The organism is Albidovulum salinarum, assembly GCF_025673475.1.
Lineage (GTDB): Bacteria > Pseudomonadota > Alphaproteobacteria > Rhodobacterales > Rhodobacteraceae > Albidovulum > Albidovulum salinarum.
This window is the reverse complement of the sequence record NZ_JAOVQO010000002.1, coordinates 66529-85124: the sequence shown is the minus strand read 5'-3', so window position 1 is coordinate 85124 and position 18596 is coordinate 66529. Positions and strand designations below refer to the sequence as shown.

Annotated in this window: 22 protein-coding genes; 11 read left to right on the top strand and 11 right to left on the bottom strand. The window is 66.3% G+C overall.

Annotated elements, in window-relative coordinates; all coding sequences use genetic code 11:
- Positions 1-156 precede the first annotated feature (156 nt).
- Entirely contained in the window at positions 157-924 is a 768-nt protein-coding gene (locus tag OEZ60_RS02445) for a LuxR family transcriptional regulator (RefSeq protein ID WP_263332873.1), read from the top strand.
- 1004 nt (positions 925-1928) lie between these two features.
- Here OEZ60_RS02445 and tsf read toward each other — a convergent pair.
- The 3 genes from tsf to OEZ60_RS02430 all read right to left on the bottom strand — a co-directional run bounded on the left by tsf (position 1929) and on the right by OEZ60_RS02430 (position 4567).
- Positions 1929-2837 carry a translation elongation factor Ts gene (gene tsf / locus OEZ60_RS02440; protein WP_263332870.1) on the bottom strand — a complete coding sequence of 303 codons (909 nt, stop codon included), beginning with the start codon at positions 2835-2837 and terminating at the stop codon, positions 1929-1931.
- A gap of 102 nt (positions 2838-2939) precedes the next feature.
- Positions 2940-3707: a 30S ribosomal protein S2 gene (gene rpsB, locus OEZ60_RS02435; RefSeq protein WP_263332868.1), complete on the bottom strand. Its 768-nt coding sequence runs from the start codon at positions 3705-3707 to the stop codon at positions 2940-2942.
- A 179-nt stretch (positions 3708-3886) separates the two neighbouring features.
- Positions 3887-4567, bottom strand: coding sequence for a DUF2461 domain-containing protein (locus OEZ60_RS02430; RefSeq protein WP_263332866.1), 681 nt, complete (start codon positions 4565-4567; stop codon positions 3887-3889).
- 88 nt (positions 4568-4655) lie between these two features.
- On the opposite strand from OEZ60_RS02430, the gene OEZ60_RS02425 reads away from it, so the two are divergent.
- A complete protein-coding gene (locus OEZ60_RS02425) occupies positions 4656-4991 on the top strand; it encodes a cupin domain-containing protein (RefSeq protein ID WP_263332864.1) in 336 nt (111 codons plus the stop codon).
- On the opposite strand, the gene OEZ60_RS02420 is transcribed toward OEZ60_RS02425, so the two are convergent.
- From OEZ60_RS02420 to OEZ60_RS02410, 3 genes are all read right to left on the bottom strand, one after another.
- Positions 4973-5569 (bottom strand): GNAT family N-acetyltransferase, encoded by a 597-nt coding sequence (locus tag OEZ60_RS02420; protein WP_263332862.1) that lies wholly within the window; start codon positions 5567-5569, stop codon positions 4973-4975. The two genes, OEZ60_RS02425 and OEZ60_RS02420, sit on opposite strands and share 19 nt — an antisense overlap.
- A 70-nt stretch (positions 5570-5639) precedes the next feature.
- Positions 5640-6188, bottom strand: a complete 549-nt coding sequence (locus tag OEZ60_RS02415; RefSeq protein ID WP_263332860.1) for a hypothetical protein — start codon at positions 6186-6188, stop codon at positions 5640-5642.
- Positions 6189-6217: 29 nt separating this feature from the next.
- A complete protein-coding gene (locus OEZ60_RS02410; RefSeq protein WP_263332859.1) occupies positions 6218-7180 on the bottom strand; it encodes a homocysteine S-methyltransferase family protein in 963 nt (320 codons plus the stop codon).
- Positions 7181-7370: 190 nt separating this feature from the next.
- Here OEZ60_RS02410 and OEZ60_RS02405 point away from each other — a divergent pair, with 190 nt between their 5' ends.
- From OEZ60_RS02405 to OEZ60_RS02390, 4 genes are all read left to right on the top strand, one after another.
- The gene (locus tag OEZ60_RS02405) at positions 7371-7985 is read left to right on the top strand and encodes a TetR/AcrR family transcriptional regulator (protein WP_263332857.1); all 615 of its coding nucleotides are present in this window, start codon (positions 7371-7373) and stop codon (positions 7983-7985) included.
- Between the two features lie 29 nt (positions 7986-8014).
- A complete protein-coding gene (locus OEZ60_RS02400; RefSeq protein WP_263332856.1) occupies positions 8015-8908 on the top strand; it encodes a PfkB family carbohydrate kinase in 894 nt (297 codons plus the stop codon).
- Positions 8905-9822 (top strand): pseudouridine-5'-phosphate glycosidase, encoded by a 918-nt coding sequence (locus tag OEZ60_RS02395; protein WP_317852810.1) that lies wholly within the window; start codon positions 8905-8907, stop codon positions 9820-9822. Before OEZ60_RS02400 ends, OEZ60_RS02395 begins: the two co-directional genes overlap by 4 nt.
- Positions 9823-9888: 66 nt before the next feature.
- Positions 9889-10620, top strand: coding sequence for a DUF502 domain-containing protein (locus OEZ60_RS02390; protein ID WP_263332854.1), 732 nt, complete (start codon positions 9889-9891; stop codon positions 10618-10620).
- Between the two features lie 39 nt (positions 10621-10659).
- On the opposite strand, the gene OEZ60_RS02385 is transcribed toward OEZ60_RS02390, so the two are convergent.
- Both OEZ60_RS02385 and OEZ60_RS02380 read right to left on the bottom strand, forming a co-directional pair.
- Positions 10660-11697 (bottom strand): patatin-like phospholipase family protein, encoded by a 1038-nt coding sequence (locus tag OEZ60_RS02385; protein WP_263332852.1) that lies wholly within the window; start codon positions 11695-11697, stop codon positions 10660-10662.
- Positions 11698-11770: 73 nt separating this feature from the next.
- On the bottom strand, positions 11771-12544 hold the full coding sequence (locus OEZ60_RS02380; protein ID WP_263332850.1) for a 3-hydroxybutyrate dehydrogenase: 774 nt from the start codon (positions 12542-12544) through the stop codon (positions 11771-11773).
- Between the two features lie 341 nt (positions 12545-12885).
- Between OEZ60_RS02380 and OEZ60_RS02375 the strand changes: the two genes are divergently transcribed.
- The 5 genes from OEZ60_RS02375 to OEZ60_RS02355 are packed head-to-tail and all read left to right on the top strand — an operon-like array spanning position 12886 to position 16378.
- A complete protein-coding gene (locus OEZ60_RS02375) occupies positions 12886-14712 on the top strand; it encodes an extracellular solute-binding protein (protein ID WP_263332848.1) in 1827 nt (608 codons plus the stop codon).
- A gap of 4 nt (positions 14713-14716) precedes the next feature.
- On the top strand, positions 14717-14830 hold the full coding sequence (locus tag OEZ60_RS02370; RefSeq protein WP_263332845.1) for an entericidin EcnA/B family protein: 114 nt from the start codon (positions 14717-14719) through the stop codon (positions 14828-14830).
- A gap of 49 nt (positions 14831-14879) precedes the next feature.
- Positions 14880-15353 carry an arsenate reductase ArsC gene (locus OEZ60_RS02365; protein ID WP_263332843.1) on the top strand — a complete coding sequence of 158 codons (474 nt, stop codon included), beginning with the start codon at positions 14880-14882 and terminating at the stop codon, positions 15351-15353.
- Positions 15350-16000, top strand: a complete 651-nt coding sequence (locus tag OEZ60_RS02360; protein ID WP_263333242.1) for an aquaporin — start codon at positions 15350-15352, stop codon at positions 15998-16000. The genes OEZ60_RS02365 and OEZ60_RS02360 overlap by 4 nt, the downstream gene beginning before the upstream one ends.
- Positions 16001-16051: 51 nt before the next feature.
- Positions 16052-16378 carry a hypothetical protein gene (locus OEZ60_RS02355; RefSeq protein WP_263332841.1) on the top strand — a complete coding sequence of 109 codons (327 nt, stop codon included), beginning with the start codon at positions 16052-16054 and terminating at the stop codon, positions 16376-16378.
- A gap of 9 nt (positions 16379-16387) precedes the next feature.
- Here the strand turns inward: OEZ60_RS02355 and phoB are convergent, their stop codons facing one another.
- From phoB to pstB, 3 genes are read right to left on the bottom strand one after another with little or no spacing between them, the layout of a single operon-like run.
- A complete protein-coding gene (phoB, locus tag OEZ60_RS02350) occupies positions 16388-17071 on the bottom strand; it encodes a phosphate regulon transcriptional regulator PhoB (protein ID WP_263332838.1) in 684 nt (227 codons plus the stop codon).
- Between the two features lies 1 nt (position 17072).
- On the bottom strand, positions 17073-17786 hold the full coding sequence (gene phoU, locus OEZ60_RS02345; protein WP_263332836.1) for a phosphate signaling complex protein PhoU: 714 nt from the start codon (positions 17784-17786) through the stop codon (positions 17073-17075).
- Positions 17787-17797: 11 nt separating this feature from the next.
- Complete coding sequence (gene pstB / locus OEZ60_RS02340; RefSeq protein WP_263332835.1) at positions 17798-18595, bottom strand: phosphate ABC transporter ATP-binding protein PstB; 798 nt, start codon at positions 18593-18595, stop codon at positions 17798-17800.
- Position 18596: the final 1 nt, after the last annotated feature.

Genomic DNA, 18596 nt, shown 5'->3' with positions numbered 1-18596 from the left:
CCTCGACAGTGTTCAGACGGCATGGCACAACTTGAACGGGGATAGTGTCATGGCTTCTTTGATTCAGTTGGCCACACTCACGGTTGTTCGTGATCATTCCGCCGCGTTGGACGCAGGAGGCTACGGCCTTGGTCAGACCTCCGCACGGAGGCGCGGATGAAGCCGCCGTCCCCGATCATCCCGCATCTGGAACGGGTCATTGAGGCAGAAACCATCGAGGAGATCTGGTCGCTTCATCTCGCCAAGATGGCGGAATACGGCTTCGACCGCCTGCTCTACGGCTTCACCCGGTTCCGGACCTCGACCTCCTTCGGCAATGCCGACGACCTCCTCGTCCTGTCGAATCACGACGAGCGGTATCTCGACCTGTTCGTGAGATCCGGCCTGTTCAATCACGCTCCGATGGTGAACTGGGCTGCCGCGAATGAAGGAACGTGTTCCTGGCGGCTGATCGACGAGGTGGCCGCTAGTCGCGAACTAAGCGATATCGAGAAGCAGATCGTCGATCTGAACTTCCGCTATGACATCCGGGCGGGCTACTCGATCAGCTTTCGGGACGTCTCCGTCCGCGCGAAGGGCGCCATCGGTCTTTGCGCCAGGCCCGGCATGCGACAGTTCGAGGTCGACTCCATGTGGGAGGAGTTCGGTTCCGAGATCGCCATCATCAACAACATCACCCACCTCCGGATCACGGCGATGCCCTTCGCCTCGTCGCGCCGGGCCCTGACGCCACGCCAGCGTGAGGCGCTCGAATGGGTCGGTGACGGCAAGACCATGCAGGACATCGCCACGATCATGGGGCTGACGCCGGCCACGGTCGAGAAGCACCTTCGCCTTGCGCGCGAGGCGCTCGACGTCGAGACCACAGCCCAGGCGGTCTTGAAGGCCTCGTTCCAGAATCAGATCTTCATGCTTCCGGAGTGATCTGGCTCCGCATTGTTTCTAACGGTAGGACAATGATCGGTCTGGAGACGGAAGGTTTTGCAGTTCGACCGCTTGCGCTCAAGACTTCGTTACAATTCAGGCGGGTATGGATTCCCATACTTTCCTTACGTTGGGTAAACCTGCAATATTTTCCTCGTTCCGTGAGTGGTGGCATTGGCCAGGAACTGCTCCCCCGGACCAGCCCGTTTTTTACGGGGGAATGGGGGGCCCGGGAAACCGGAAGTTGGGCCTGCCGGATGCTTTCTCATCTGGCAGGTTCGACACGAAGACGCGCCCTGTCCTCATCCCCAACAGGTGCTGGCGCGACATCGGGTGGTACGCCTCTTGGCGAGGCGTGCCACCCACCCTTTTATAGCCCCCTCAATCTGTGTCGGTTCGACGGCGCAGCGAGAATCCCTGAATTCCGTTGATTCAAATCAGCCTGAAAAGCCGGAAAGCGGACAACGTGGGAATGTTCCGTGAGTGGTGGCATTGGCCAGGAACGGCTCCCAGGACCAGCCCGCGTTTGCGGGGGAAGCGGGAGCGCCGGGCAACCGGGTGCGGACCAGCCGGTCGTTTTCATGGGCAGGCTGGTCCGACACTTTTGCGCGCCCTGTCCATGTCCCCAACAGGTGCCGGCGCGCATCAGGGCGGCGACTCCATCGACCGGAGGCGCCGCCCTTCCTGTCTCCCATCCTGTTCCCATGCCGTCCCGAAGTCGCGAAGATTCCCGCTGCACAGTTGATCTGCGTCAGGCGCGATCACGGTGGATGCGGCATCGTGACGAGGTTCAGTGAGTGGTGATTTGGTGGGGCTTGAGCCGAAACCGCCAGAACCTCGGGACTTGAGCCCAAATCCCGGAAATCCGGGTTCCGGGCCCGGCGGGTGTTTCGCACCCGCCGGACCCAGCCAAGCCGGTCATTGACCGGATACAAGCATTCCCCGAAATGACAAAAGGGCCGGGATTACCCCGGCCCTTCCTGAGACGAAGTCCTGACGAGGGATCAGGCGCCGCGGGTCTTGGCGACCTCGGCGGCGAAGTCTTCCTTTTCCTTCTCGATGCCCTCGCCCACCGCGACGCGGGCAAAGCCGGTGATCTCGACGCCGGCATCCTTGGCGGCCTGTTCGACCGTCACGTCCGGGTTGATCACGAACTGCTGGCCGAGCAGCGTGTTTTCAGAGAGGAACTTCTTCATCCGGCCCGGGATGATGTTGTTGTGGATCACCTGATCGGGCTTCGGCTTCGCCGAGGCGGCGTTCTCCTCGAGCGCCTTCTGGGTCTGGACCTGGAGTTCGCGCTCCACGACGGCAGGATCGAGCGCGGCCTCGTTCAGCGCGAGCGGCGAGGTCGCGGCGATGTGCATGGCGAACTGCTTGCCGATCGCCTCCGCCTTGTCCTTCGGGCCGTTCAGAGCAACGAGAACGCCGATCTTGCCCATGTTCTCGGCAGCGGCCGAGTGGACGTAGGTATAGACCGTGTCGCCTTCAAGAACGTGCATCCGGCGCAGCGTCATGTTCTCGCCGATGCGGGCGATCGCGTCGGTGAGGACGTCTTCGACCGGCTTGCCGTTCAGATGGGTGGCCTTCAGAACCTCCAGCGTCTCGCCGGTCTGCAGCGCGATGTTGGTGATGTCGCGGACCATGTCCTGGAAGTCGGCGTTCTTGGCGACGAAGTCGGTTTCCGAGTTGATCTCGACGGCGACGCCACGGCCGTCCTTGACGGCGACGCCGATCAGGCCCTCGGCGGCGACGCGGTCGGCCTTCTTGGCGGCCTTGGCCAGGCCCTTGGTGCGCAGCCAGTCGACGGCGGCTTCCATGTCGCCATTCGTCTCGGTCAGCGCCTTCTTGGCGTCCATCATGCCCGCGCCGGTCGACTCGCGCAGCTCTTTCACCATTTGTGCGGTGATCGCCATGTCGGCTCTCCTTCGAAGATTTCTCAATGGGTCAGGCGGGGAGTATCCCCGCCCGATGAAGGTAGGATGACAGGGCGCTCGAACGCGCCCCACCGGGTCCGGTCAGGCCTCTTCGGCGACCGTTTCCTCGGCCGGCGCCTCGTCGAGCGCACCGATGTCGATGCCGGCAGCGCCCATCTGGGCGGACATGCCGTCAAGCGCGGCGCGGCTCACGAGATCGCAGTAGAGCGCGATCGCGCGGGCGGCGTCGTCGTTGCCCGGGATGACGTAGTCAACGCCCTTGGGCGAGCAGTTGGTGTCGACGATAGCGACGACCGGGATCCCGAGCTTCTGCGCTTCGAGGATGGCGAGGTCTTCCTTGTTCACGTCGATCACGAAGAGAAGGTCGGGAACGCCGCCCATCTCGCGGATGCCGCCGAGCGAGGCCTGGAGTTTCGCCTGCTCGCGCTCCATGCCCAGACGCTCTTTCTTGGTCAGGCCCTCGGCGCCCGAACCCAGAACCTCGTCGATCTGCTTGAGGCGCGCGATCGACTGGGACACGGTCTTCCAGTTCGTCAGCGTGCCGCCGAGCCAGCGGTGGTTCATGTAGTACTGCGCGCACTTTTCCGCGGCATCGGCGATCGGCTTGGCAGCCTGACGCTTGGTGCCGACGAAGAGGATGCGGCCGCCCTTGGCCACGGTCTCACGGATGACGTTGAGCGCGGCGTCGAGCATCGGCACCGTCTGCGTCAGGTCGATGATGTGGATGCCGTTGCGGTCGCCGTAGATGTATTCCGACATCCGCGGGTTCCAGCGCTGGGTCTGGTGGCCGTAGTGAACGCCAGCTTCCAAGAGCTGACGCATGGAGAAATCGGGGAGCGCCATGTCCATTTCCTTTCCGGTTTGCGCCTCGGCGAAGCATGAGGTCCCTGATCGGATCCGGGACAACCGGCGGACCTTGCGGGGATGTCTCCCCCGAAGGCCCAAGCCTCGCCTGTGAAGTGGCGCGCGTATAGGACGATTTGCGACGGCGCGCAAGCCCCCTGCCGGGAAGCCGTGGCCGCGGCGCGTCACAGGGCGTGCAGCCAGCCGATCAGCGGCATGAGCCTGCGCGTCCGGTCGAGCATCTCGTCGACGACCGACGGCGTCCCGATCCAGCCCGGCATGAAGCCGCCCTCCATCGTGCGCGCGACGATCCCCTTGTAGCGCAGGAGGTAATCCCATTCCGGCGCGGGATCGCAGCCCTTTGGCAGGCGCTTCAGATGTGGCTCGTCGAGGTGACAGCCGACGCCCTCCGCCTCTTTCAGCGCGGCGAGAAGCGCCGCCCGCTCCGTCGCGTCCCCGAGCCGCTCGCGATAGCGGGCGAGCACCGGACTGTCGAACGCCCATCGCCCCGCCCCGTAGCCGAGCCCCTCGGGCGTCAGCACGACATGCATGCCGGCGCCCCTGTTGGGGTGGTCTCCGGGCCAGAAGATCAGGTGCAGCCAGGGCTCATAAGGCGACTTGTCAGCCGCGAACCGCACGTCGCGATTGATCCGCCGGAGCGAGCCGTTGATCCGCGCCTCGGCCTTCATCGGCGGCTCCATCGCCGCCATGCCGGGGCCGAGGGCCTCGATGAAATCGAGCCCGGGCGCTTTCCAGAGGTTTTCGTAGCGATCCCGGTTGGCTTCGAACCAACTCCGCTTGTTGTTGGCCTTCAGATCGGACAGGAACGCGAAGGTCTCGGGCGGGAATCCACGAAAACTCGGCACCTGTGTCTCCTTCGGTTGATACGGCCGCGATTGTCGGCTTCACTCTGCACTAAATCAACAAGATACCGAAGCCAGAAGGATCCTCCCCATGCCGCTTGCCGATTTCATGCGCCGGTTTCCCGCCGCCGACATCCCGTTCCCCGAGGAGGTGATCACGACGAATGTCCTGCGCTCGGATGACGGGCTCGCTGTCTTCTTCACGTTCCACGAGGATCTCGACCTGCCCGCGCATTCCCACGGGGGGCAGTGGGGGACGGTGCTTCAGGGCGAGATCGAGCTGACGGTGGAGGGCGAGACCCGCCGCTACCGGCCGGGCGAGACCTATACGATTCCGTCCGGCGCCCTGCATTCGGCGCGGATCGCCGCGGGAACGGTGGTGCTCGATGTCTTCGAGGAGCCCGACCGTTATCCATTGCGCGCGTGATCCGCGGGCTTGACCATCAGAAGCCACTCGCGGCCCGCGCCGGCCCAGCCATCCTTCACCATCGCCCGCCGCGCCGCGACCCGGTAGCCCGCGCGTTCATAGAGCCGCCGGGCACCTTCGTTGGCATCGGCGACGATCAGGCTCATGCCCCTCGGGCCGGCATAGCGCTCGGCGAAGTCCAGAAGGCGGGTGCCGATGCCGCGGCCCTGAAAGGCGGGCGCGGTCGCAAGCACATGGACATAGCCGGTATCGGGGGCTTCCGCCTCCAGCGAGTCCAGAGGGCGGAAGAGCGGCGGGGTCTCGGGATCGGGGGGCGGCAGCGTCTCGGGCTGGCGATGGGCAATCAGGCAGCCAGCGGCCTCGCCGCCAATCTCGGCGATCCAGGCGTTGCGGTAGGAAATCGCCGCGGTCTCTCCGGCGGCACGGGCAATGCCGACCTCGATCGCGGCACTGGCGACAGGTGCCGTCATTGACCAGAAATGCAGGGCGATGCCCTCGCCGGCCTGGTTGACCATCTCGGCGATGAAACCGGCATCGGCGGCGCAAGCCTTGCGGATGGTCAGATCGGGTCTGGTCATGGGAACGCTCCTGACTGTTGGATCGCCTGCCCGGCCGAAGATCGCGGCCGGGCGCATGGTGCAGGTTACATCAGTCGAGCGCTGCGCGCTGACGGGCCGGTTCGAGCGCGACCTGCAGGCGCACGCCGTAGCCGTCGGTCATGCCGAGAAGCACCTGTTCGAGCGCCGGACCGGCAGCGGCATAGTCGCCGGTTCCGCCGGTGACCGCCCGCGTCACCGGCACGCCGATGTCCGCGAGTTCGGAGCCCTGGCTGATGAGAACGTCGCCGTTGGCGAACTGGTAGACCTGCCGGGTCACGACGATGTCGCCGGTGAGCGTACGCAGGCCCTCGCCGACGAAATAGCCGTCGCAGGTCCAGGTGCCGATGACCTTTTCGGGAAAGGCCGGGCTTCCGTCGGGCAGGGTTCCCTCGACGCCGCCGTCGAGCGTTCCGGCCGGGTAGATGTAGCCCTGCGTGATGAAGGGCGTGCCATAGGCCGGAGACCCGTCATCGAAGGCCGGGGCAGCAGCGTGGACGAACCGCGACAGGTCTTCGGCCACGTCGAAGCCGCTGAGGGGTGCTGCGAAGGCCGGCAGCGCGAGGCCGGTGGCGAAGGCGGTGATGGTAAGGAACTTCATTGGTCTTCTCCTGTTGCTGAGTTGGGTGTTCACGCGACGGCGACGGCCGGTCCCACGACATGCCGGGCGACGCAGCCGACATGACGGTGATCGGTGCCGCAGCAGCCGCCGGTGACCTTGAGCCCCGGCAGGAGCCCGGCGAAGGCTGCATGAAGCTGGCCGAACTCCTCCGGATCGCCGTCATCGAGCTCCTCCGCCTTGTCGAGTTCGGCATGGCTGAGGCGCGAGGCGTTGGCCCTGATCCCGCCGATCCGGGCGCGCCAGTCGCCCTGTCCAAGTTCTGCCGCAAAGTGATCGGGATGGGCGCAGTTGATCATGTAGTAGAGCGGCGCGGCCCCGGTCGCGGCATCGGTCTCGGCAATCGCCGCGCCGATCGTCTGGCCGTTCGGCAGGCGCCCGTCGGTCTCCACGGTGAAGCTGACCACCACCGGAACACCCGCCGCCTGCGCGGCCCGGACGATGCCGATCGCTTCGCCGGGATGGGTCATCGTGATGGCGCCGATGAAATCCACGCCCTCCTCGGCGAGGAGTCGGACCTGTCCGGCATGCAGCGCCTCGGCCTCGTCGGGCGCCAGCAGGGATTCAGGCGCATAGCCATCACCGGCCGGCCCGACCACACCCTCGATCAGGATCGGGTCGACCCTTCCAGCCCACCGCGCCCTCAGCGCCTGCGCGAATGCCACCGATGCGCGCGCGAGCTGCCGCAGTTCCGCCTTCGGCCGCCCGATGGCCGCAGCCCAGTGGTCGGCCGCCCTCCAGGTGGCGGTGTCGAGCACGAAGCCGGTCCCGGCCTCCTCGGCGATGGCGAGGAACCGTTCGAAATACCGGGTCACGGCCGCTCGCGTTTTCGCATCATCAAGAAGCACGACGGCCGAAAAGGCGGGCAGGTCCAGCCCCTCGTGGAAGACCATCGAGGTCTCGAAGCCGCCGTCGGTCAGGTAGATCCTAGGATCGTCGAGAAAACGGCGCGTGGCGTCCTGTTTCAAAGTCATTTCACTCCTCCTTGTCCGTAAGAAAGGAATGACGAATTGCGGCTTTGAGACCTAGTTTGCTTGCGGTATACTACGAGGTAACATTTTTTGCCGTTGTAATTCAGAAGCTTGTGCATGCCTGCGTGAAGTCGGCCGCAGTTCCGCCCTCGGAGAACTGGACCGTCGGTCCAGTAGAACGCAAGGGAGCGAGATGGCAAAGCAGACCGACACCCGGACCCGGATCATGGATATCGCCGAGGCGGCGGTGCTCTCCAAGGGCTTCGACGCGACCTCGATCGAGGAGATCGTGGCCGGGGCCGAGATCACCAAGGGCGGCTTCTTCTACCATTTCCCGGACAAGAACGCGCTCGCCCATGCGCTGATCGAGCGCCACATCGAGGTCGAGAACGAACTCTTCGACGGTCTCTGGTCCCGGGCGCGGGAGCTGAGCGACGATCCCTTGCACACGACCCTGATCGGCCTGCGGCTCCTGGCCGAGCTGCTGGAGGACATGCCCAACGGGCATCCCGGCTGCATCGTGGCGACGGCCGCCTATCAGGACCGCCTGTTCGATCAAGAGGTGCGGCAGGCCAACCGGCGCGCCGTCCTGGCGTGGCGGCGGCGCTTCCAGGATGTGTTCGACGAGCTGTGCGCGACCTATCCCCCCCGGGACGACGTCGACACCGAGGCCCTGGCGGACATGATCGGCACGGTGATCGAGGGCGGGATCGTCATGGGCAAGGCGCTCGGCGAGCCCCATATGATCGTCGGCCAGATCCTGCTCCTGCGGCAGTTCATCCGCCAGACCTTTGAACCGCGCTTGTAGTCGAGGGCGTTTCCCGGCAAACCAGCGCGATGACAGCGCAGCCCGACATTCTCTGCATCGGTTCCGTTCTTTGGGACATCATCGGCCGCACGCCGGCCCATATGGGCGCGGGCGCCGATGTGCCTGGCCGCATCACCCGCCTGCCCGGCGGGGTGGCGATGAACATCGCGATGACGCTCGCGCGGTTCGGCGTCCGCCCAGCCCTCCTTACCGCCGTGGGACGCGACCCGGAGGGCGACGAGCTTGTCGCCGCCTGCGCCCGGATGGGGCTCGTCACCCGCCACATCTACCGCTCCGACGACCTTCCGACGGACCGCTACATGGCGGTCGAGGGGGCGAACGGCCTCATCGCGGCGATCGCGGACGCCCATTCGCTGGAGGCCGCCGGCGACAAGATCCTGCGGCCGCTTTCCGATGGCGCGCTCGGTCGGGCCGGGGCGCCCTGGGCCGGGCCGATCGCGCTCGACGGCAACCTGACCGCCGGCCTTCTCGCCGACATCGCCCACTCGCCGCTCTTCGCCGCGGCCGACCTGCGCGTCGCCCCGGCCTCGCCCGGCAAGGCCGAACGGCTGCTGCCGCTCCTCGCCGTCGCCAATGCCACGCTCTATGTGAACCTCGAGGAAGCGGGGCTCCTCGGTCACCGCCGCTTCGCCACCGCCCCCGAGGCGGCGGCGGCCCTGGTCGACCGCGGCGCCGCGCGCGTGCTCGTCACCGATGGCGGCCGCACCACGGCAGATGGCTCGCGCGAGGGCATCGTCACCGCCGATCCGCCGGCGGTTCTGGTCACCCGCGTCACCGGCGCGGGCGACACCTTCATGGCGGCCCATATCGTCGCCGAGACGCGGGGCGAAGACCGCGCGACGGCACTCCGTTCGGCGCTCGATGCCGCCGCGCAATATGTATCGGGAGATATCGGATCGTGACCGACTTGCCCCTCGCCTTCTCGCCCGAGGTCGCCGAAGCGCGCTTGAATGGCGCGCCCATTGTTGCGCTGGAATCGACGATCATCACGCACGGCATGCCATTCCCGCAAAATCTGGAAACGGCCAGCCGGGTGGAGACCGAGATCCGCGCGCATGGCGCCGTGCCTGCGACCATCGCGGTGATGGACGGCAGGCTGCATGTCGGGCTGACCGCGGCCGAGTTGGAACGGCTGGCCCAGGCCGAGGCGGTGATGAAGCTCTCGCGCGCCGATATCGCCGCCTGCCTCGCCGCCGGCCGCACCGGCGCCACGACCGTCGCCGCGACGATGATCGCCGCCCGCCTCGCCGGGATTGCCGTCTTCGCCACCGGCGGCATCGGCGGCGTCCACCGGGGGGCCGAGACCTCCTTCGACATTTCCGCCGATCTCCACGAACTGGCTCGCACCCCGGTCACCGTCGTCGCCGCGGGCGCCAAGGCGATCCTCGACCTGCCGAAGACGCTCGAGGTGCTCGAGACGCTCGGCGTCCCGGTCATCGCCTATGGGCAGGACGAGTTTCCCGCCTTCTGGTCGCGCCGGTCCGGCCTGCCCGCACCGCTGCGGATGGACAAAGCCCGGGACATCGCCGCCGCGCATCAGATGCGCGCGCGCCTCGGGCTCGACGGCGGCCAGCTGGTCGCGAACCCGATCCCCGAGTCCGCCGAGATCCCGCGCGCCGAGATCATGCCGGTGATCGAGACCGCGCTCGCCGAGGCAGAGGCGCAGGGCATCGCCGCGAAGGCGGTCACGCCGTTCCTGCTCGCGCGAATCTTCGATCTGACCGGCGGACGCTCGCTCGAGGCGAATATCGCGCTCGTTCTGAACAATGCCCGCCTCGGAGCCGCCATTTCCTGCGAAATCGCCCGGCAGTCCTGACTTTCTCCCCATTGTGGGGCGCCTGCGGACCACCTACATTCCCTTCGGGAACGGGAAGCGCTGACGATGAAGCCAGATCACGACGGCCACGAACACGGCATCATCCATCCGCCGCGGCGGCGGGGCATTCTCGCTCGGCTCCGTGCCAATTTCCTGACGGGCCTCGTGGTCGTGGCGCCCGTGGGGCTGACGCTGTGGCTGATCTGGACGGTGACCGGCTGGATCGACAGCTGGGTGCTGCCCTTCGTGCCCGACCAGTACCAGCCCGACCGCTTCATCAAGGACATCCTCGGGGAGGATACCGCGATCAACGTCCGCGGCGTCGGCGTCGTCGTCTTCCTGCTCTTCACGGTCTTCGTCGGCTGGATCGCCAAGGGGCTGATCGGCCGCTCGCTGATCGGCTGGGGCGAGGGCCTCGTCGATCGGATGCCGGTCGTGCGCTCGGTCTACAGCGGCGTCAAGCAGGTCGCCGAGACGGTCTTTTCGCAGACCGAGTCGAAGTTCGACAAGGCCTGCCTGATCGAATACCCGCGTCCCGGCATCTGGGCGATCGGCTTCGTCTCGACCGCGGCCAAGGGCGAGATCCTCGCGCGGCTGCCCGACGACGAGGTGATGACGGTGTTCCTGCCGACGACGCCGAACCCGACCTCTGGCTTCCTGCTCTACGTGCCGAAACGCGACGTATCCTTCCTCGACATGTCGGTCGAGGATGCCGCGAAGCTGGTGATCTCGGCCGGGCTCGTCTATCCCAACGGCAAGGACAAGGACAAGGAAAAGCCCCAGATCGCCGCCCAGTGAACGGTGCCGTGGAGAGATGGTCCGGACGCGCGGTCGCGCTCAGGCGATGAAGCCCGCGAGGTCGACGCTGCTCTCGCGGTTGAGGCGTGCGCCGTCGCGCTCGAGAAATGCCGCCGCCGCCGCGCGCCCGGCCGCCTTCAGCTCCCAAAACAGCGCCGGCGAGGGGGCGAGCTTGGAACGCGCGTTCAGGCGGTTCATAAGAGTGTCGTCGGCGATCACGTGCACCAGCACGTCCTTCATCGCGCCCGGTTCGACCTTTCCCGCCGCGATCAGTTCCTTCACGAAATTGATCGCCCGGAACTCCCTGAGAAGCGAGGAATTGAAGCTGATCTCGTTGATGCGGTCGAGAATGTCCTGCGAGGACCGCGGGACCGCCTCGCGCCGCAGCGGGTTGATGCTCACGACCACGATGTCGTCGGGAAGTCCGGGGTCGAAGAGCGGAAACAGCGCCGGATTGCCGGTGTAGCCGCCGTCCCAGTAGGCCTCGACGGCGCCGGTCTCGGGATCGGCCACCTCGACCGCTTGGAACAGCGTCGGCAGGGCCGCCGATGCGAGGATCGCCTCGGTCGAGATCGCCTCGCCCGAAAAGACCGCGATCTTGCCGGTCCGGACATTGGTCGCGGCGACGAAGAGCGCCGGCCCGGTGGCCGCGCAGACCAGATCGTAGCGGAACCGCTCGACCACCCGCGCCAGCGGGTTGACGTAGAACGGGCCGTAATCATAGGGGCTGAACAGGCGCGTGAAGGTCTCGGCCGGCGAGAACGGCGTGAAGCGCTCGGTCATGTCCTCCCATAGGGTCGAGACCGGGAGGAAGGCGCGGAACCATCCCGACAACCGCATGTCGCCGACGGCGCCGACCTGGGACCAGAGCCAGTCGAGATTGGCGCGGGCGCCCTCGCGACCACCCATCGCCAACCCCGCCTTCAGCGCCGCGCCGTTCAATGCGCCTGCCGAGGTTCCCGAGATCCCGGCGATCTCGATCATCTCCTCTTCCAGGAGCCTGTCGAGCACGCCCCAGGTGAAGGCGCCATGCGCGCCGCCGCCCTGCAGCGCGAGATTGATCCGCCGGATCGTCATCGCCCGCCCTCTCCGTTCCGTATGCACAACGCGCTTCAGTACCCGCAGCCGCGCGCCCCGGGTCGGTTATCGATCAGAGCGCGGTCCAGCCGCCGTCCACCGAGATCGTCGTGCCGGTGATCTGTGCGGCGGCGTCCGAACACAGGAACACCGTGGTGCCGCCGATCTCCTCGACGGTCGCGAACTGGCGCGAGGGCTGGCGCAGCAGCATGACCTCCCGGATCACCGTCTCGCGGTCCATGTTGTGGACCTTCATCTGGCCGGGGATCTGCGACTCGATGAGCGGCGTCAGAACGTAGCCGGGGCAGATCGCGTTGCAGGTGATCCCCTGCCCCGCGGTCTCGAGCGCCACGGTCTTCGACAGGCCGACCACGCCGTGCTTCGCGGCGATGTAGGCCGACTTGAACGGCGAGGCGGTCAGCCCATGCGCCGAGGCGATGTTGACCACCCTGCCCCAGCCCTTCGCCCGCATCCCCGGCAGCGCCGCCGCGGTCGTGTGGAAGGCCGAGCTGAGGTTGATCGCGAGGATCGCGTCCCACTTCTCCGTCGGGAACTCGTCGACCGGCGCGACATGCTGGATCCCGGCATTGTTGACGAGGATGTCACAATCGCCGGCCTGTTCGACCAGCGCCCGGCACTCGTCGCCTTTCGACATGTCGGCCTTGATGTAGCGTCCCCGGACCCCGAACTCCTTGCCAAGCTCGGCGGCCAGCGCATGGTCCTCATCGCGGTCGGTGAAGGAATTCAGCACCACATCGGCACCGGCCCGCGCCAGTTCGCGCGCGACGCCAAGCCCGATGCCGGAATTCGATCCGGTGATGATCGCGGTCTTTCCCGAAAGGTTCATGATGCGCCTCGTTTTCATTGCGGTGCAGCAAGACTACATGCTGCGCGCGCAAAGAACAGGGGGCAGGGCTGTTTTTCCGGCCCGCCGGTGAAACCGATTCTCTTGAACGGACGACCGCGTTCATGCCGTTGACGGGGTAGCCGCAAAGCCAACAAAAAAACGCCCGCGCAAGGCGGGCGTTAAGTTGTTGAGGCAGGTTTCATACAGGCAAGAAACCTATCGAGCAGTGCATTCTTTATACGCGGTCCTTCGCCCACGGCCAAGCTAAAAGTTTGAAAAGGCAGGAAAGCACGGCTAGCGTCTGCGCCTAACGAACAAGAGCAGTTGGGATTGTCGACCAAATGAGAACGTATTTCTTCACCCGGCTTGGACAGGCTGCGTGCCTCACCGCGCTTATGGCCGCTTCGCCGATCGCCGCGCCGATCGCCGCAGCAGAGCCGCAGCACGGCATAGCTATGTATGGCCGTCCTGCCCTGCCACCTGATTTTGTGTCGCTTCCTTATGTGAACCCGGAGGCTCCGAAAGGGGGAAGTATCCTCTTCGGCGAACCGGGCGGTTTCGATTCACTCAACCCATTCATCCTCAAGGGCACGGCTCCCTGGGGTCTCGGGCTCCACACGGTCGAGACGCTTATGGGCCGTTCAATCGACGAGCCCTTCACGCTCTACGGCCTCCTGGCCGAATCGGTCGAGACCGACGAGGACCGGACCTGGGTCGAGTTCACGCTGCGCCCCGAGGCGCGGTTCTCCGACGGCAGCCCGGTCACGATCGAGGACGTGATGTGGAGCTACGAGACGCTCGGCACGACCGGCCACCCGCGCTACCAGACCGCCTGGTCCAAGGTTGCGAAGATGGAACAGACCGGCGAGCATTCAGTCCGCTTCACCTTCGATACCGCCGACCGCGAGCTTGCCCTTCTGATGGGGATGCGGCCGATCCTGAAGAAGGCGCAGTGGGAGGGCAAGGACTTCACCGCCAGTTCGCTCGACGTGCCGGTGGGCTCAGGCCCCTATGTTGTCGACGCCTTCGAGCCCGGCCGCTTCATCAGCTTCAAGCGCAACCCCGACTACTGGGGCAAGGATCTCGCCTTCAACAAAGGCCAGAACAATTTCGACGAGATCCGCTACGACTATTTCGGCGACGGGGACATTGTGCTTCAGGCCTTCACCGCCGGCGAGACCACGAGCCAGCGCGAATACAACGCGGCCAAATGGGCGAGCCAATACGACTTCGCGGCCGTGACATCCGGCGAGGTGGTGAAGTCGGAAATTCCGAACCAGCGGCCCTCGGGCATCACCGGCCTTGTCATGAACACCCGCCTGCCGGTCTTTGCCGACTGGCGGGTGCGCGAGGCGATGATCCTCGCCTTCAATTTCGAGTTCATCAACCAGACCATGAATGGCGGCACCGAACCGCGCATCAGCTCGTACTACTCGAACTCGGTGCTCGGCATGGGCGCCGGCCCGGCCGAGGGCAAGGTGGCCGAACTGCTCGCCCCCTTCGCCACCGAACTGCCGCCCGGCACGATCGAGGGCTACGCGCTGCCCGAGGGAAGCGCCGACCGCGCGCTCGACCGCAAGTCGCACAGGAAGGCCGTGGCGCTTCTGGAGGAGGCCGGCTGGACCGTAGAGGACGGCGTTCTGAAGAACGCCGAAGGCGCACCCTTCGAGTTCGAGATCCTTCTCGCCGCCGGTGCGACCGAGACCCAGACCGTCGTCGACATCTATGTCGAGGCGCTTAAGAACCTTGGCATCTTCCCGCGCGTGACCGTGGTCGACAGCGCCCAGTACAAGGAGCGTACGAACAACTACGAGTTCGGCATGGCCTGGTACACGCGCGCCCTGTCGCTCAGCCCCGGCAACGAGCAATACCTTTACTGGGGCGCTAAGGGGGTCACCGAACCCGGCAGCCGTAACTGGATGGGCATGAACGCGCCGGCGGCCGAGGCGATGATCAAGGCGATGGTTGAAAGCCGCAGCCAGGAGGATTTCATCTCTGCGACCCGGGCGCTCGACCGGGTTCTGACGGCGGGGCGCTACGTGATCCCGGTCTGGTTCTCCAAGGTCTCGCGCATCGCCCATTCGGCGCATCTTCACTACCCCGAGCGAATTCCGCTATACGGCGACTGGCCGGGCTTCCAGCCCGAAACCTGGTGGTATGAGGAATGACCCGATGAAGAAGATTGCCCTGCTCACCGTCCTTCTGGCGCTGGCGGCCTGCAACACCGTGGCCGGTGTCGGCGAAGATGTCTCGGGCGGCGCCCGCACCGTGCAGAGCTGGTTCTGAAACCTCTCCACTTCGCAGAACCGTTACACTCGCACGCTAGAGGGCGGGCATGAACATACTCGTCCTCTGTACCGGCAACTCCGCGCGCTCGATCCTGCTCGAAGCGATCCTGAACCGTGACGGCGCGGGCCGCGCCCGCGCCTTCTCCGCCGGATCGCGCCCCGCGGGCCGGGTCCATCCGCAATCCCTGCGGCTCCTTGACAGCAAGGGCATCGACATCTCCGGCCTGCGCTCGAAGAGCTGGGACGAATTTGCCGGCCCCGAGGCTCCCGCGATGGACATGGTGCTGACGGTCTGCGGCTCGGCCGCAGGCGAGACCTGCCCGATGTGGCCGGGCGCGCCGCTCCGCGCCCATTGGGGCGTCGAGGATCCGGCCGCCGCGGCCGAACCCGACCAGCCCGCCGCCTTCGCCGAGGCCTGGGACATCCTCTCGGCGCGGGCCCATCTCCTTCTCGCCTTGCCGTTCGAAAGCATGGACCGCGCCGCGCTCTCGGCCGAGCTTACCCGGATCGGAACGCTCTGATGACCCGACGACTTGTCGCCGAGGCGCTCGGCACCGCCTTCCTGCTCATCGCCGTCGTCGGCTCGGGGATCATGGCCGAAACGCTTTCGGGCGGGAATACCGGCTTCGCGCTCCTTGCCAACGCGATCCCGACCGGCTGCGCGCTCTATGTGCTGATCACCGTGCTCGGCCCGGTATCGGGGGCGCATTTCAACCCCGCCGTGACGCTCGCCTTCGCGCTGATGCGCCGGATCGCCCCGGCCGAGGCCGCCGCCTATGCCGCCGTGCAGGTCGCCGGCGGGATCGTCGGGGTCTGGCTCGCCCACGCGATGTTCGACCTCGAAATCCTGCAGGTTTCAACGACCGCACGCACCGGCGGCGCGCAGTGGCTGGCCGAGGTCATCGCCACCTTCGGCCTTCTCTTCGCGATCCTCGGCGGGCTGCGCCACGCCCCGGCCCAGGTGCCGGCGCTGGTCGGCACCTACATTGCCGGCGCCTACTGGTTCACTGCCTCGACGAGTTTCGCTAACCCGGCCGTGACCATCGCGCGCGGGCTCACGGACACCTTCGCCGGCATCGACCCCGCCCACATCCTCGCCTTCGTCCTGGCCCAGTTGGCCGGCGCCACGCTCGCGGCGTTTTCTCTGCCGAAGCTCTTTTCTGACTGAGCGATCGGGTGCAGACTGGAAAAAACAACAATTCCCGGCGGAGCATCCGCGATGAAATGGCATCATGTTCAGGAAAACTGGTCTGCGTTCTTTGACGCGATCCTCGACAAATGGCCCGACGCCGACGAAACCGAGCTTGAGGAAATCGACGGCGATCAGCGCGCCTTCATCGCCTATGTCGCCGAACTGACCGGACAGGAACCCTCCGACGCGCGCGAGGAAATCCGTGACTGGCTGTCCGGCGAGCTTCCTTCCGACGTGGTCATGGATCCCCGCCACGACGACCATTCGATCCGGCTCTCGGGCAAGTACCTGCCCGAGGGCGAGGATGAATACGACGACGACTCCCGCTTCGGCGACGACGGCGCCGGGCGCTGAGGCCCGGCCTCAGCCGAGCGCGTAGCCCGCGCCGCGCACCGTGCGGATCGGATCTTCGCCGCCCTGGGCGCAGAGTGCCTTCCGCAGCCGCCCGACATGCACGTCGACGGTGCGGGTGTCGACATAGATCTCGCGCCCCCAGACCCGGTCGAGTAGCTGGTCGCGACTCCAGACCCGGCCGGGCTTTTCCATGAAGGTCGCCAGCAGCCGGAACTCGGTCGGGCCGAGCTTCAGCGCCTTGCCGTCGCGGTGCACCCGATGGGTCTCGGCATCGAGCGTGATGTCCGCGTATTCCAGCGTCTCGCCCAGGACCGCGGGCCGCGTGCGGCGCAGTTGGGTGCGCACCCGCGCCATCAGTTCGACGACCGAATAGGGCTTGACCATGTAGTCGTCGGCCCCGGTCTCGAGCCCGCGCACGAGATCGACTTCCTCGGAGCGCGCCGAGAGCATGATGATCGGCACGGCCCGCGTCTCGGGCCGCGACTTCAGCCGCCGGCAGACCTCGATCCCCGAAACGTTGGGCAACATCCAGTCGAGCACGATCAGGTCGGGCGCCTCCTCGGCCACGAGAAGCAGCGCCTCCTCGCCGTTGTCGGCCTGGGCGACGCGGAAGCCCTCGGCCTCGAGATTGTAGATCAGAACCTCGCGCTGTGCGGGCTCGTCCTCGACCACCAATACGCTCGGCGCCTGCATCTCACTTCCCTTCGATGCCGGCCGTGGTCACGCTGTCCGCCTTCGGCCGGCTTTCCTCCGGCATGGCGCCCGTGACGAGGTAGATCACCTGCTCGGAGATCGTCGTGGCATGGTCGCCCATCCGCTCGATATTCTTGGCGATGAAGTGCAGGTGCATGCAGGGCGTGATGTTGCGCGGATCCTCCATCATGTGGGTGAGGAACTCGCGGAACAGCGCGGTGTACATCTGGTCGACCTCGCGATCGCGCGCGCGCACGTCCTCGGCCAGCGCCACGTCGCGCGAATTGTAGGCATCGAGCGCATCAGACAGCATCTGCACCACCGCCTTCGACATCCGCTTGAGCGCGCCGCCGGCGCCGGGAATGTCGTGCATCTGGCTAAGAACCGTGGTGCGTTTCGCCATGTTCTTGGCAAAGTCCCCTACCCGCTCCAGGCTCGAGGCGATCTTCAGCACCGAGAGCGCGGTGCGCAGGTCCGACGCGGCCGGCGCGCGCAGCGCGATCAGGCGCGCCGTCTCCTCGTTGATCTTCTCCTCGAGCGCGTCGATCGCCTTGTCGCCGGCCCGCACCTTCTCGGCCATGTCCTCGTCGCGTGCGGCGAGCGCCTCGGCGGCGTCGAGGATCGCGGTCTCGACCATGCCGCCCATGCGCATGACGAGTCCTTGGACGGCCTCCAGATCGCGGTCGAAGGCGCGCAGGATGTGCTGTTCGCTCATGTCGGTCTCCCTCAGCCGATCCGGCCGGTGATATAGGCTTCGGTGCGCGGATCACGCGGGTTGGTGAATATCTGGCCGGTCTCGCCGAACTCGACGAGATTGCCGAGGTGGAAGAAGGCCGTGCGCTGACTGACGCGGGCGGCCTGCTGCATCGAGTGGGTCACGATCACCACCGAGAAATTCTCGCGCAATTCGTCGATCAGTTCCTCGACCTGCGCCGTCGCGATCGGGTCGAGAGCCGAGCAGGGCTCGTCCATCAGGAGCACCTCCGGCGAGGTCGCGACCGCGCGGGCGATGCAGAGCCGCTGCTGCTGGCCGCCCGAAAGCCCGGTGCCGGGCGAGGTCAGCCGGTCCTTGACCTCGTTCCACAAGGCGGCGCGGCGCAGCGACTTCTCGACGACCTCGTCAAGCTCGGCGCGGTTGCGGGTCAGGCCGTGGATGCGCGGCCCGTAGGCGACGTTGTCGTAGATCGACTTCGGGAACGGGTTCGGCTTCTGGAACACCATGCCGACGCGGGCCCTGAGCTGCACCGGATCGACGCGCTTGTCGTAGATGTCCTCGCCGTCGATCTCGATCCGCCCCTCGACTCGGCAGATCGGGATCGTGTCGTTCATCCGGTTGAGGCAGCGCAGGAAGGTCGACTTGCCGCAGCCCGACGGACCGATGAAGGCCGTGACGGTGCGGTCGGCGATGTCGACATCGACGTCCTTGATCGCGTGGTTGGTGCCGTAATAGACCTGCACGCCGCGGGCGGTGATCTTGTTCTCGCGCGCCGACGCGGTGCGGTCGGCCAGTCGCATGTCTTCCATG